The sequence below is a fragment of the Lentilitoribacter sp. Alg239-R112 genome (assembly GCF_900537175.1).
GTDB lineage: Bacteria > Pseudomonadota > Alphaproteobacteria > Rhizobiales > Rhizobiaceae > Lentilitoribacter.
In genome coordinates this window covers 1,826,063-1,839,186 of record NZ_LS999833.1, presented here as the reverse complement: position 1 = coordinate 1,839,186, position 13,124 = coordinate 1,826,063, and the positions used below count along the sequence as shown (strand labels likewise).

The following is a 13,124-nucleotide window of genomic DNA, read 5'->3' as shown; positions in this document are numbered from 1 at the left end:
TAGTCTATGATTTGCTAAAGTCAGCGCCATTATCCCCCGCAATATAGATTGATAACCAGAATATAATTTCAATGTTGGTTGAGAGAGCCATTCATTGTGTTTGAGATATGTTCATTTGAATTTCATATGCGCGAATATGCGTCTGAAAGTTGATCTTAGGTAGACTTTTGCAATTTCATATGTAATGTATTGAACAATTAATGTTCATTTGAATGTATGGAAGATATGTTTAATTCTCGCCAAGAGAAAATTCTCGAAATTCTAAACAACTCTGGGTACGTGGAGGTGGAGATGTTGGCATCTTCATTTGATGTTGCCACACAGACCATACGCCGAGATTTAAGTGAATTGTGTGATCGTGGTCTTGCGTCCCGCGTTCATGGTGGTGCCAGGCGTGCAATATCAACGTCTATGGCAACATACGAAGAACGGCGATTAGCAGCTAAAGCATCAAAGTCGAGCATCGCCAACGCCGCTTCGAAGTTAATTCCTAACGGAAGTTCGGTTGCTATCAATATTGGGACAACAACAGAACAAGTCGCAGATGCCTTGCAACTTCATAAGGATCTGACGGTCATTACAAACAATATTAATGTTGTTCATATTCTACGCAATGCGAGATTGAAATCTCTATCTATTATCGGTGGCGAAGTTCGATTATCTGATGGAGCCATTGTCGGGGCTGATGCTGTCGATGCCATTCGTAACTACAAAGTAGATTATGCGATCATCGGTGCCTCTTCATTAGATCACGATGGTTCTGTTTTGGATTTTGATCAGCGAGAGGTTGCTGTGGCTCGCGCGATTATCGCCAATGCACGTACTAAAATATTGGTTTGTGGCGGTTCAAAATTTGAAGTCTCGGCCCCGCACAGAATTTGCGATATTTCTCAACTGGATATCATTGTCACCGACACCGCTCCTCCATCCAGTTTTCAAGAAATTGCAGTCAAGTCAAACACGAAAATTATTATGACGGAAATGAATAATGAGTAACTCAGCAGATCACGAGAATGAAGTATATGATGTATTTGTTATTGGTGGAGGGATAAATGGCTGCGGTATTGCGCGGGATGCTGCAGGGCGCGGTTATCGCGTAGCTCTTGCTGAAATGAATGATTTCGCATCTGCAACGTCATCGGCTTCGACCAAGCTTTTTCACGGTGGATTGCGTTATCTTGAATATTTCAAATTTCGTCTCGTACGCGAAGCGCTCATAGAGCGGGAAATATTGCTTTCTGCCATGCCACACATCAGTTGGCCTAAACGTTTCGTGCTTCCGGTTTATCCCGAAATGCGGTTTGAAAATAGCACTCCCACGTCGAAATTGCTTTCAACCTTTATGCCATGGATGAAGGGCAGCCGACCAAAGTGGCTCATAAGATTTGGTCTGTTCTTATATGATCATCTTGGTGGTAGAAAAATTCTCCCGGCGACAAGCTCAATTGATCTGACGTCTTCGGTCGAGGGTGAACCTTTATTGGATAAGTATAAGAACGCCTATGAATATTCCGACTGCTGGGTGGAGGATTCGCGTCTAACGCTGCTCAATGCCATAGATGCCCAGAACAGGGGTGCAACTATTCTGGATCGAACCAAGGTTGTGTCCGCAAAACAAGAAGATGGCATTTGGGAAATTCATACGCTTGATGCGAATGACAATGCGACAGTGCATTACGCAAAAATGATTGTGAATGCCGGCGGTCCCTGGGTCGGCAATATTATTCAAGACACGGTTCGTCTTAAAACCAATGAGGGTGTCCGTCTTGTTCGTGGCAGCCACATCATTACCAAAAAATTGTATGACCACGATAAGTGCTACTTTTTTCAAGGTGAAGATGGTCGTATCATGTTTGCGATCCCTTATGAAGAAGATTACACACTTATCGGTACCACTGATGCTGAACATTTGGATCCATCTATCAAACCTGAATGTTCTGATGAGGAAGCTGACTATATGATTAGTTTCGTGAACAATTATTTTAAGAAAAATCTCACTCGGGATGACGTCGTCTGGAGCTATTCAGGTGTTCGTCCACTTTACGATGATGGTGCGTCATCTGCATCGGCAGCGACACGAGATTATGTATTAAAGATCAATGATACAGCTGGTGCACCTGTTTTGAATGTTTTTGGAGGGAAAATCACGACCTATAGAAAACTAGCAGAAAGTTCCCTTGAGAAAATCGATGGTGTTTTGGATAAGCAGACTGCCCCTTGGACTGCTGGTGTTAGTTTGCCTGGTGGAGATTTTCCGGTTGATCAGGTCGCAAATTTGCAAAATGAACTTGCGGGCCAGCTGCCATTTTTAAACGGCTTTACCATTAGAAGGCTTATCCGGCAGTACGGCACGCAAGCGGCAAACATATTTGGCGAAGTATCATCTATTGAAGATATGGGCATTGATTTTGGTCATGGTATTTATTCTCGAGAGATAGATTGGGCGATTAAGAACGAATGGGTTCACAATGCGCAAGATTTTCTCTGGCGTCGCTCTAAAATGGGTTTGCGTTTTGATGCTGGAAAGCACGAAAAGTTGGAGAAATACATAACTCAAAAGTTGAGTTAGCTCGTTGTAGGTTTTGTATCAGTTGGAAATTCGACAGGTCCATCGGCCTTTACCCATGATGAAAAGCCATCTTTGATATGAGATGCTTCAAATCCCATATCCCTCAGTGTTGCCACTGTTAGTGCTGAGCGCCAGCCGGATGCGCAATGAAAAACAAATTCTTTGTCTTCTCCGAAGATTTCCTTGAAATAAGGGCTTTCGGGGTCGACCCAAAATTCGATCATACCTCTGGGGCAATGTATGCTATTTGGGATATAACCAACTCGTTTTCGTTCACGTATATCCCGTATGTCTATAATCACGACATCAGGGTCACGTGTCATCTCAATTGCATCTTGAGTTTCGATTTCAGTTATCCGTGCTCTCGCTTGAGCGACCAGTTCCGCAGAACTGACTTTCAACTTGCTCATTTCCCACCCCTATTATACTACTGATTTTTGAAGTTTGTATCCCGAATTGGCAAGCGAACTTGTATTGAAAAGCCCTTGCTATTCATAATTTCAACTTCCCCATTGTGTGCATCAACTATTTGCTTCACCAAGGGTAATCCAAGCCCGTAACCTTCCACATTTTGACGATCAGAACCTCTATAGAAACGTTCAAATATTTTTGTGTGTTCTTCTGGAGAAATTCCGTTTCCGCTATCTGTAACTGTAAAGCTTACAAAGTCCTCACTTTGATCCAGTTTGATTTCTACGGGAGGCGCACCATGTTTGAACGCATTGGCGATAAGGTTTTGAATAACACGGCGAAGTAGACGCCCGTTGCCATGTACTTTTTCCGTTGTACCATTGACAGTGACGTCTGAATGGTGTGCAGCTTCCTCAGTGATGATTGCACTCAGGTCGACTTCTTCTATTGTCATGCCTGTTGAATTGTTATCCAAACGGCTCATTAGCATGATTTCTTCAATCAGTGAATCCAGCTCGAGTATGTCGCTCTTTAAGGCTTTTAGTCTTTTCTCATCATGGGTGTCTTGGTACATCTCCAAACCCAAGCGTATGCGAGAGAGAGGAGTGCGCAACTCGTGAGAGGCGTTCGCAAGCAGTGTTTTGTGTGATGTCACCAAACGTTCAATTTGTTCGGTTGAATTATTGAAGCTATGCGCAAGACTTGCGATTTCATCTCTTCCTTTAACATCCACTCTCACTGTCAGGTCGCCTAGGCCAACTTTCTCGACGCCGGATTGAAGTATTTCCAGTCTGCGGGTTAATTTGCGTACGAAAGGGTATGATGCGATGCCAATACCGAGTGCGACTGAGCTGAGCAGGAGAAGCAGCCATAATATAGCATCCATTGGACCATGATTTGATTTTTCGCCGACAATCAGCCAACGTCCGTCGCGGAATTCAATGAGCCATCCGTTATCAATGCGAAACCGTTTCCAACCTTCCAACTCATTCACGTTTTCAGGAAGCTTCAACATTTTTCCTTTTGAAGCGATTAGCCTGCCATTTTGGTTATAAAGACTTGCGTCGATTGCTATCTCATCGAGAAGTTCAAGCAATGCAGCTTGTTGTTGATCGTCAGAGCTCGATGCGTCAGGTAATGCATTCATGACAAATGTGCCGATGGTTTTTCGAAGCTCTGGCTCGGATTCGTCTTTGTCGACTATCCAGAACGTCATCGCGGAAATAATTACCACAAGCACAAGGCTTGATATGACTGTTGCATATATTTGATGATGTAAGCGTTTGCGGATCATATTTTAATCCTGCTTGTTTGCAAAAACATAACCGGCACCGCGAACCGTGACAATGCGTCTTGGGTCTTTGGGATCGTCTTCGATTTGCGTGCGAATTCGGGAAATATGCACATCAATAGAACGGTCGAAGATATCGAAATCCTCTCCCTTCAATTGGTCCATTAATGTGTCTCGGCTTAGTATTCGACCTGCCGATTTAGCGAGGATATGGAGAAGTTGGAATTGATGTGATGTTAAATTGAGGTCTTTCTCATTTAACCTTGCAACCATACTGTTGGGGTCGATTTCTAAACGGCCAAAATATAAAACCTGCTGTTCTGCTGCTGCACGTCCGCGACGTGTAATGGCTCTCAATCGGGCAAGTAGTTCTCTTGGTTCAAACGGTTTGCCCATATAATCATCTGCACCCAGTTCCAGTCCGACAACTCGATCCATTGGCTCACCTTTCGCGGTTAGCATAATAATAGGAACATCTGAGCTGCTTTTTATAATGCGGCAAATTTCAAGTCCATCAATGTCTGGCAACATGAGATCTAAGATAATGGCATCGAATTTCTGATCGTTTTGCTTGGAAATACCAGTCACACCATTTGGCGCGATTTCCACAGCATAGCCATTACTTTCAAGGTAATCATGCACCATTTCTGCTAGGCGATTATCGTCTTCAATAATGAGAATAGACTGAGGCATGATTTTAAACTGCGCATTCGTTTGATTTGGTTAGTATTACAATTAATATCCCTCCAACGAAACCCAATATTTGGAGCTTCACTGGAGGTGTCTTGGGAGACTATCTGATTTCAACTGGAGAATGAAATCAGTCGTCGCGCATTGCACGGAATTGGTCGAGACGCATTGAAAGGCCTTCGCGCTGTTTTGGTGTTAGGACTTCGGAGATTTGTGCCACTGCATCAACAACCTTTTTGCTAACGACATCGGTCGCAGCTAAACGTTCAGCGCGAAGGTTTTCAATAGCTTGACGGTCAATTGTCTCGGCAGTTAAAAGATTTGCTAGTTCTTCACCTGCTGCTCTAAATTCAGCGCGGAGTGGCTGTAGATCTTTTGCAGTCGCTGTGGTGATCGCGACAATCAATTTTTCTTGGTCTTCATTTGCATCGATCTCAATTGATAGATGCTTGACCATTTTTGTCACGCGCTTTTCAATTTCAGCTTCACTCATGTCAGCAAAGTGAGAACCTTTACGATGGCCACCCCAGCCAGCCTTATAAACACGGAAGTCGCCATCATCAGACATCGCTAACTTGGCATGCTGAGCCATGTTGCTTTCGGCTATTGCAGGAACTGCAACTGCGGAGCCGATTACTGCAACACCACCAACAATAGCTGCAATAGTTTGATTGCGGGAAAGTTTGAATTTTTTCGTTTCGTTGTTCTTTGTCATAATGTGCTCCTAATGATAGTTAGCAGTTGAGCAAGTTTTCTAAGAGAGGTTTTTTGTAAGTCTCTTAATCTTGCGATGACAAATAAATACCAAGGCTATGTTTCTGTGGTTTGTTGGGAATGTAAAGTTTTGTAAAGTCGGAATATATACAGATTTTTCCGGTGTTTAGGCTGAGCTAGAACTGAGTATGCAAGGCTCCCAATTCGTTTTGCACCTGAGTTCTATCAATTTTATGCAGTTGTTCAAGAACCTGCGTGGTGACGAAAGCCGCGATTATTTCTGGCCGCTTGTCATACACATTTACATTCCCAATAGGGCAAACCAATCGGTCATGATTAAGTTCAGTCCCGCTCTCACGTTTAAGCCAGTTTTTGAATGTGGCACGTTTTGTTTTGGATCCAATCATACCAACATATGCTGCATCATCACGTTCGAGGGCTTCTTTAGTAATAAGGAAGTCTAAAGAATGATCATGCGTCATTATAATGAAAACGCTGTTTGCTTTAGCTTCGCGAACAATGGATTCAGGCAGAGCAGTTAGGTGAGTTTGAATATATTCAGAAACCTGATCTAACTCCTCATTTCTACTGTCAATGAGCATTGTATTAAATGGCAGAAGAGATACAGATTCTGCTAGGGCTTTACCAACGTGGCCAGCTCCAAAAATATAGATATTCGGCTGCGCAGCGATTTCCTTGATAAAAATTTGTTCGCAATTCAGGCGCCCAGCCTCATCAAGAATTTCGAATTTGAGGTTCACCACACCGCCGCAGCATTGTCCAATGTGTGGCCCCAACGGGATCTGCATGTCTGTTTTAGCATCGTTAGCGCCGGAGAGCATATCTCTCGCGTGATTGATCGCTATGTTTTCCAGTTGCCCGCCACCGATCGTGCCATAAATTTGTGTATCGCTAACAAGCATCCATGTGCCTTGATCACGTGGCGTTGAACCGTGAATCTGATCAACTGTGATCATCGCAATGTTGGTGTGATTTTCAATAAAATTTTGAAATGCTGGTCGTGTCTTACGCATTGCGCTCGCCCCTCAAACGCTCCAGTGTCATGAGTACACGTTCAGGCGTTGCGGGTGCATCCAACCGAGGACAGTTTTTGTAATCATTCTCGGAAGCAATCGCCATAGAGAGTGCCTCCAGCACTGATATTGCAAGCATGAAAGGTGGTTCACCAACCGCTTTTGATTTTTTGATTGTCATTTCCCGATTTTCGGACCAGTCAGCGAGTTCTACGTTGAATATACGAGGGCGATCAGAGGCGAGGGGGATTTTGTAGGTCGAGGGTGCATGTGTACGAAGTCGACCTTCTTTATCCCACCATAATTCTTCTGTTGTCAGCCAGCCTTGCCCTTGTACAAACCCACCTTCAATTTGTCCCTTGTCAATTTCCGAATTTAATGAGTTGCCGACATCGTGAAGAATGTCCGTTCGATCTACCTGATACTCGCCCGTTAATGTGTCGATGCTGACTTCTGATACCGACGCGCCATAAGCATAGTAATAGAACGGTCGACCTTTACCTGATGCTCTATCCCAGTGAATGTCTGGCGTTTTATAAAACCCGGCAGCTGAAAGTTGAACGCGCGCCATATATGCTTGATGTATGAATTCTTTAAAAGTGAAGCTTTTATCACCTATATTGACGGTATTTAGTGCGAAGGATACATCATCTTTTTCTACCTTGTGTTCCTTGCAGGCAAATGTGACCAATCGTTCTTTGATTTGTTCAGCTGCATTTGCTGCGGCCATTCCATTGAGGTCGGAGCCTGAAGATGCTGCTGTTGCCGACGTATTTGGAACTTTTTCCGTGTCCGTTGCTGTAATTTTGATTTGATCAAGATCTACTTGGAATTCATCTGCCAGTACCTGTGCAACTTTGGTATTTAATCCTTGGCCCATTTCTGTTCCACCATGATTGAGGTGGATCGAACCATCGGTGTAGATATGTACAAGCGCACCTGCTTGGTTGTACCAAGTGGCGGTGAAGGATATGCCAAATTTAACGGGCGTGAGAGCAATCCCTTTTCGGATTATGCCCTTCTTATTATTAAATTCCAAAACTGCATCTCGACGGTTTTGGTAGTTGCTGGATTGTTCTAGCTGATCGACCAGTTTGGCGATAATGTTATCATCGACTACCTGATGATAAGGCGTGATATTTCGATCAATGGTACCGTAAAAATTTGCTTTGCGAATTTCAAGCGGATCACGCCCAAGTGCGTAGGCAATCTCCTCGATCATGCGTTCGCCACCGACCATGCCTTGCGGGCCGCCAAAACCTCTAAAGGCGGTGTTTGATACGGTATTGGTTTTTAAAGGTTCAGATTGAAGAAGTACGTTAGGAAAGTAATAGCAGTTGTCTGCATGAAATAATGCTCGATCAGTCACGGGGCCAGAAAGGTCTGCTGAATTGCCGCATCGAGCTGCATAATTTGCATGTACGGCTTCTATCTTCCCATCTTCATCAAAGCCAACATCATAATCAATGACAAAATCGTGCCGTTTGCCCGTTGCAACCATATCATCATCTCTATCGGGGCGGATTTTCACAGCCTTATTAAATTTTTTGGCAGCGATTGCTGCGACTGCTGCAAAAAGGTTCGATTGCGTTTCTTTGCCACCAAAACCGCCACCCATACGGCGTATTTTTACGTTCACGGCATTGGAAGGAACATTTAATGCGTGCGAGACCATGTGCTGGACTTCGCTCGGATGCTGGGTTGAAGAGTACACTAAAACATCATCATCTTCACCGGGGATTGCCATGGCAATATGGCTTTCGAGGTAGAAATGATCTTGCCCTCCAATACGCATGGACCCCTGAATACGCTTAGGTGCCTGTTCAAGGGTTGTTGGAGCATCGCCTCGTTTAAGTGTAAGTGGTTCTGTCACATGCGGGTAACTTTGCTTTCGCGCTTCCAAAACATCGGTTAGATGAGGGAGTTGTTCATATTCAATCTTCGCCAAAGTTGCTGCATATCTTGCCTGAGCACGTGTTTTAGCTACGACGGCAAATATCGGTTGGCCATAAAAATTGATATCTTGAGCAAAGATTGGATCATCATTTTTGCCTGTTGGGCTTATATCGTTAGAGCCCGGTACACTGTCTTTTGTTAGCACTCCAATAACGCCAGTTGCGGATTCTACCGCAGACAAGTCCATCTCTATAATCTTACCGTGGGCAATTTCAGATAGTCCGAGATATGCATGCACCAGTCCAGTTGGTTCAACCATATCATCAATGTAGATTGCTTCACCTGTTACGTGTTTATGGGCTGAATCGTGGTTTGATTTTTTCATGCCAAACCCTCCAGAACTGCTTCACGAGTAAGTTGGTGTTGTTCGCCTTCTGATGTCATTTCTTTAAAGAAGCGCAGTAGTAGATTTTTAGCCACAAGCATCCGGTAGTCAGATGATGCGCGCCAATCGGATAGTGGGGCATAATCTTCTTCAAAAAATACCATGGAAGTGGATATCGTATCCATAGACCAAGATTTTCCTATGAGTTTTTTTTCCACATTTGTTGCGCGTTTTGGTGTCGCGGCCATCCCTCCGAATGCAATCTTTGCATCGCTTATCATGCCATTGGAAATTCGCACTTTGAACGCGCCGCAGAGAGCTGAAATATCCTCATCTCGACGTTTTGAGATTTTGTAAACAGCGAAAAAATCACTTGGGTCAGGAATCGGGATATTTATTTGTTCCAGAAAATCGCCTGTTTTGCGGTCTTGTTTTCCATAGTCGATGAAGAAACTTTCGATTGGTAGACTTCTTTGTTTTCCTCCGCATCGCAGCCGCAGCTCTGCTCCCAATGCAATGAGTGCTGGAGGTGTATCACCAATGGGCGAACCATTTGCAATGTTGCCGCCAACAGTACCCATATTGCGTACTTGCATTCCGCCAATGCGGTTCCAGAATCCTTTGAGTTGGGGAATGTGTTTTTCAACTACATCCTGCATGTCATTGTAGGTGACGCCGGCGCCGATGGAAATTTGGCTCGCGGAGACGTTGATCTTCTGCAATTCATCGAGATTGGATATGAATATAGCTGGTGTTATAGGTCGCATATTTTTCGTAACCCAAAGCCCAACATCGGTGGAGCCAGCAACTATGGTCGAGTTGGGATATTTTACCCGCGCGTCTGCAAAGTCATCAAGTGAAGCAGGTACAATAAAATGTTCTTCTTCGAATTTGATGTCTACTCGTGCATTATCATTGAATGATTTCAGTCGGTTTTTAATTTCATCTCGTTCTGTTTTAAGCGGGTCATTTTCCGGGGTGTCTATGGATGAAATAGCTTGCGCAGCGTGTATGATTGGCTCATATCCTGTGCAGCGACATAAGTTTCCCTGCAGAGCAATTTCTATTTCTTGATTGCTAGGGGTGGGATTCTCCATCCACAGAGCGTAAAGCGACATAACAATGCCAGGTGTGCAGAAACCACATTGACTTCCGTGATGATCAACCATCGCCTGTTGTACCGGATGTAATGACCCATCTGACTTTTTCAGATGTTCGATCGTAACAATATGGCATCCATCAAGTGAGCCCAAAAAACGGATACAAGAGTTTACTGTTTCATAAATAAGTCTGTCGTTTGAAATTCGGCCAACTAAAACTGTACATGCCCCACAATCACCTTCTGCGCATCCTTCTTTTGTGCCTCGAAGGCGCTGTTCCAACCGTAAATAATCGAGCAAGGTTGCAGATGCTGGAATGTCAGTTAATCGAACTGATTTGTCGTTGAGCAGAAAATTGATGTGATCGCGTGTTTTGGGCAAGTGTTAGCTTCCTTTATAAGTCGAATAACCAAATGGAGAAACCAGCAAGGGTACATGATAGTGTGAATTTACGTCTGAAATTCTAAAACGTACGGGCACAGTCGTCAAAAATGCATTTGATTGAGTGTTGCCAAAATAACCACCTACGTCGAATTCCAACTCATAAACTCCGGTTTGCATAGCTCCTCCCTCAAGAAGGGGTGCATTGCAGCGTCCATCGCTGTTGGTTGTCACGGTTTTGATTTCTGTGCGATCTGTGCCATCAATTTTGCTAAGTTTAATCACCAATGATGCCGCAGGATTGCCGGAGGCTGTGTCGAGCACATGTGTTGTTAATCGACCAGTATTTTGTTCAGCACTCATATTATCATCTCCAAATTTTGAACCGATCAGGATTTATTGCCCGTTGCTGCAATGTACCATTCTGTGAGAAGTTTGCGTTCATGGTCTTCCATTGCAGTGATATTTGCCGGCGGCATCGCATGACTTCTAGCGGCTTGCAGGTATATGCTTTTTGCATGCCTAGCTATTTGGGCGTCAGTTTCGAGCAAAACGCCTTTAGGTGCGTTCAAAATGCCTTCCCAAACGGGTTCTTGCGCATGACACATCGAGCATCTCGTTAACACGGTATCTCGCGCTTGTTCAAATTCAACAACATTTGCAAACTGCTTTTCATGGTCAGTCATTCCCAGCGTAGCTTCATCACCAGATAAAACTTTCGGAACCGTTGAAAGCCACATGATGATAATGAAAATGACAGCAGTAGCAAGCCAAGTCCAGCTCGGGTTGCCTTTGCGAGCGTGCTTTGTGTTGAAGTAATGACGGATGGTGACACCCATTAGGAATACCAACGAAGCTATTATCCAGTTATATTCTGTCGCGAAAGCGAGCGGTGCATGATTGGATAGCATGAGAAATATAACAGGAAGCGTGAGATAGTTATTATGCGTAGAACGCTGCTTTGCCTGAAGGCCAAGGGCTGGGTCGGGCTTTTTGCCTGCTATTAAATCCGCAACAACAATTTTCTGATTAGGGATAATGATGAAAAACACATTTGCAGACATGATTGTTGCAGTAAATGCGCCAAGATGCAGAAGCGCAGCACGACCTGTGAAGAGTTGAGTATATCCCCAAGCCATAGCGACAAGTACAAAATATAATAGGATCATCAACCGAGTGCTGTCATTGCCCAGTGGTGATTTACATAGCAGATCGTAGATGATCCAACCAACGGCGATTGATGCCATTGAAATCAAGATGGCTACAGGTGTTGAAACATCAAGAACAGCGCGATCAATTAAAAACAACTCTGCACCAGTATAATAAACCAGACACATAAGAACAAAGCCGGAGAGCCAAGTGGTGTACGCTTCCCATTTAAACCATGTCAGATGTTCAGGCATGGTTGCAGGCGCGACCATGTATTTCTGGATATGATAAAAGCCGCCGCCATGAACTTGCCATTCATCGCCAGCGGCTCCAGCAGGCAGGTTGTCGTGTTTGAAAAGACCTAAATCCAAAGCGATAAAGTAAAATGAAGAGCCAATCCAAGCGATAGCGGTGATAACATGGAGCCATCTGGCGGCAAATGTTAGCCAATCCAGTGCAATTGCGAATTCATACAAACTAAGCTCTCCTCTTTTCCTCATTTTCGCAGGCTTTGTTATCAGATTGAATAACAAGAAAATACAAGGACTTTCAAATAATAACAGATAATGCTAGTTCTACCATATGTCTTATGTAAATAATCTCAAAACATTTGTTCGTGCCTATGAATTGGGTAGCATGTCTGCTGCCGGGCGCGACTTACGTATCTCCCCTGCCGTATCAAGTAGCCGGATCTCGGAATTGGAGAAACACCTTGGTACACGTTTGTTTAATCGAACAACGCGAAACCTGACACCCACCCAACAAGGGGAGTTGTTTTATAAAGGGGCAGTCAAAATACTTGATACCATCAACGAAGTTGAGGGCAGTATTAGCGAAATCACATCGCAGCCAAAAGGGACGATCTTCATTTCTGCTCCTCTTGGTTTGGGAAAGAAGTTGATTGCACCATTGGTGCCTTTATTTCAGGAGCAATATCCAGATGTAAATGTACGTTTGCGCCTATCAGATCGAAAGGTTGATATTACAAACGAAGGTCTTGATGCAGCTTTTGTGCTCGGGAATCTCATTGATTCAGAGCTTCGTGTATTGCCTATTTTCGATTTTGACCGAATTTTGTGTGCATCACCTGATTACATAAAAAGGCATGGTATGCCGGATGGTGTGAATGAATTGTTTTTGCATGAGCATAAATGCCTTCTTTTGCGCTATCCCGGGTTGAAGGAGTTTTACTGGAGTTTGCAGGTTAAGGATGAAGTTCGTAGATTTGAGTTTGAAAGCCCGCTGGAAAGTGATGATAGCGATGTTTTAACATCATGGGCGATGGCGGGTTGTGGGATTGTAAACAAGCCAATCTTCGAAGTGCAGGAATATCTTGACCGTGGTGAACTTGTCGAGGTTTTGAAGAACAACCCGCCAACGAGCCTGCCATTCTCTTGCGTTTATCCGCACAAGAAGCTTCAAGATCCGAAAATTCGTCTATTTATAAACTTCATCGCGCAAGAATGTAAGAAGCAGATCAGGTAGTTTGAAATCCTGTAATCTT

Annotated in this window: 12 protein-coding genes; 3 read left to right on the top strand and 9 right to left on the bottom strand. The window is 44.0% G+C overall.

The features are described from left to right. The first annotated feature begins 225 nt into the window (after positions 1-225). Together G3W54_RS09200 and glpD are read left to right on the top strand one after the other, a co-directional pair. A complete protein-coding gene (locus G3W54_RS09200; protein ID WP_197742813.1) occupies positions 226-996 on the top strand; it encodes a DeoR/GlpR family DNA-binding transcription regulator in 771 nt (256 codons plus the stop codon). Beyond that, positions 989-2,569: a glycerol-3-phosphate dehydrogenase gene (gene glpD / locus G3W54_RS09195; protein WP_162652767.1), complete on the top strand. Its 1,581-nt coding sequence runs from the start codon at positions 989-991 to the stop codon at positions 2,567-2,569. The genes G3W54_RS09200 and glpD overlap by 8 nt, the downstream gene beginning before the upstream one ends. On the opposite strand, the gene G3W54_RS09190 is transcribed toward glpD, so the two are convergent. The 9 genes from G3W54_RS09190 to G3W54_RS09150 form a co-directional block, all read right to left on the bottom strand. Continuing rightward, the gene (locus G3W54_RS09190; RefSeq protein WP_162652766.1) at positions 2,566-2,979 is read right to left on the bottom strand and encodes a rhodanese-like domain-containing protein; all 414 of its coding nucleotides are present in this window, start codon (positions 2,977-2,979) and stop codon (positions 2,566-2,568) included. The genes glpD and G3W54_RS09190 overlap by 4 nt on opposite strands. 17 nt (positions 2,980-2,996) lie before the next feature. After that, positions 2,997-4,274: an ATP-binding protein gene (locus G3W54_RS09185; protein ID WP_162652765.1), complete on the bottom strand. Its 1,278-nt coding sequence runs from the start codon at positions 4,272-4,274 to the stop codon at positions 2,997-2,999. Positions 4,275-4,277: 3 nt separating this feature from the next. Next, complete coding sequence (locus tag G3W54_RS09180; protein ID WP_162652764.1) at positions 4,278-4,964, bottom strand: response regulator transcription factor; 687 nt, start codon at positions 4,962-4,964, stop codon at positions 4,278-4,280. Positions 4,965-5,091: 127 nt separating this feature from the next. Continuing rightward, positions 5,092-5,676 (bottom strand): periplasmic heavy metal sensor, encoded by a 585-nt coding sequence (locus G3W54_RS09175; protein ID WP_162652763.1) that lies wholly within the window; start codon positions 5,674-5,676, stop codon positions 5,092-5,094. A 175-nt stretch (positions 5,677-5,851) separates the two neighbouring features. Next, entirely contained in the window at positions 5,852-6,709 is an 858-nt protein-coding gene (gene xdhC, locus G3W54_RS09170) for a xanthine dehydrogenase accessory protein XdhC (RefSeq protein WP_162652762.1), read from the bottom strand. Beyond that, entirely contained in the window at positions 6,702-8,990 is a 2,289-nt protein-coding gene (gene xdhB / locus G3W54_RS09165; RefSeq protein WP_162652761.1) for a xanthine dehydrogenase molybdopterin binding subunit, read from the bottom strand. The genes xdhC and xdhB overlap by 8 nt, the downstream gene beginning before the upstream one ends. After that, on the bottom strand, positions 8,987-10,471 hold the full coding sequence (gene xdhA / locus G3W54_RS09160; RefSeq protein ID WP_162652760.1) for a xanthine dehydrogenase small subunit: 1,485 nt from the start codon (positions 10,469-10,471) through the stop codon (positions 8,987-8,989). The genes xdhB and xdhA overlap by 4 nt, the downstream gene beginning before the upstream one ends. A gap of 3 nt (positions 10,472-10,474) precedes the next feature. Continuing rightward, positions 10,475-10,834, bottom strand: coding sequence for a hydroxyisourate hydrolase (gene uraH / locus G3W54_RS09155; RefSeq protein WP_162652759.1), 360 nt, complete (start codon positions 10,832-10,834; stop codon positions 10,475-10,477). 26 nt (positions 10,835-10,860) lie between these two features. Beyond that, positions 10,861-12,096 carry a urate hydroxylase PuuD gene (locus tag G3W54_RS09150; RefSeq protein ID WP_162652758.1) on the bottom strand — a complete coding sequence of 412 codons (1,236 nt, stop codon included), beginning with the start codon at positions 12,094-12,096 and terminating at the stop codon, positions 10,861-10,863. 106 nt (positions 12,097-12,202) lie between these two features. On the opposite strand from G3W54_RS09150, the gene G3W54_RS09145 reads away from it, so the two are divergent. Next, positions 12,203-13,105 carry a LysR family transcriptional regulator gene (locus tag G3W54_RS09145; protein WP_162652757.1) on the top strand — a complete coding sequence of 301 codons (903 nt, stop codon included), beginning with the start codon at positions 12,203-12,205 and terminating at the stop codon, positions 13,103-13,105. Positions 13,106-13,124 lie beyond the last annotated feature (19 nt).

Excerpts from the sequence above, each read along its gene's own strand:
- G3W54_RS09200 (WP_197742813.1), top strand. The coding sequence starts at position 226 with ATGTTTAATTCTCGCCAAGAGAAAATTCTCGAAATTCTAAACAACTCT.
- glpD (WP_162652767.1), top strand. The coding sequence starts at position 989 with ATGAGTAACTCAGCAGATCACGAGAATGAAGTATATGATGTATTTGTT.
- G3W54_RS09190 (WP_162652766.1), bottom strand. The coding sequence starts at position 2,979 with ATGAGCAAGTTGAAAGTCAGTTCTGCGGAACTGGTCGCTCAAGCGAGA.
- G3W54_RS09185 (WP_162652765.1), bottom strand. The coding sequence starts at position 4,274 with ATGATCCGCAAACGCTTACATCATCAAATATATGCAACAGTCATATCA.
- G3W54_RS09180 (WP_162652764.1), bottom strand. The coding sequence starts at position 4,964 with ATGCCTCAGTCTATTCTCATTATTGAAGACGATAATCGCCTAGCAGAA.
- G3W54_RS09175 (WP_162652763.1), bottom strand. The coding sequence starts at position 5,676 with ATGACAAAGAACAACGAAACGAAAAAATTCAAACTTTCCCGCAATCAA.
- xdhC (WP_162652762.1), bottom strand. The coding sequence starts at position 6,709 with ATGCGTAAGACACGACCAGCATTTCAAAATTTTATTGAAAATCACACC.
- xdhB (WP_162652761.1), bottom strand. The coding sequence starts at position 8,990 with ATGAAAAAATCAAACCACGATTCAGCCCATAAACACGTAACAGGTGAA.
- uraH (WP_162652759.1), bottom strand. The coding sequence starts at position 10,834 with ATGAGTGCTGAACAAAATACTGGTCGATTAACAACACATGTGCTCGAC.
- G3W54_RS09145 (WP_162652757.1), top strand. The coding sequence starts at position 12,203 with ATGTCTTATGTAAATAATCTCAAAACATTTGTTCGTGCCTATGAATTG.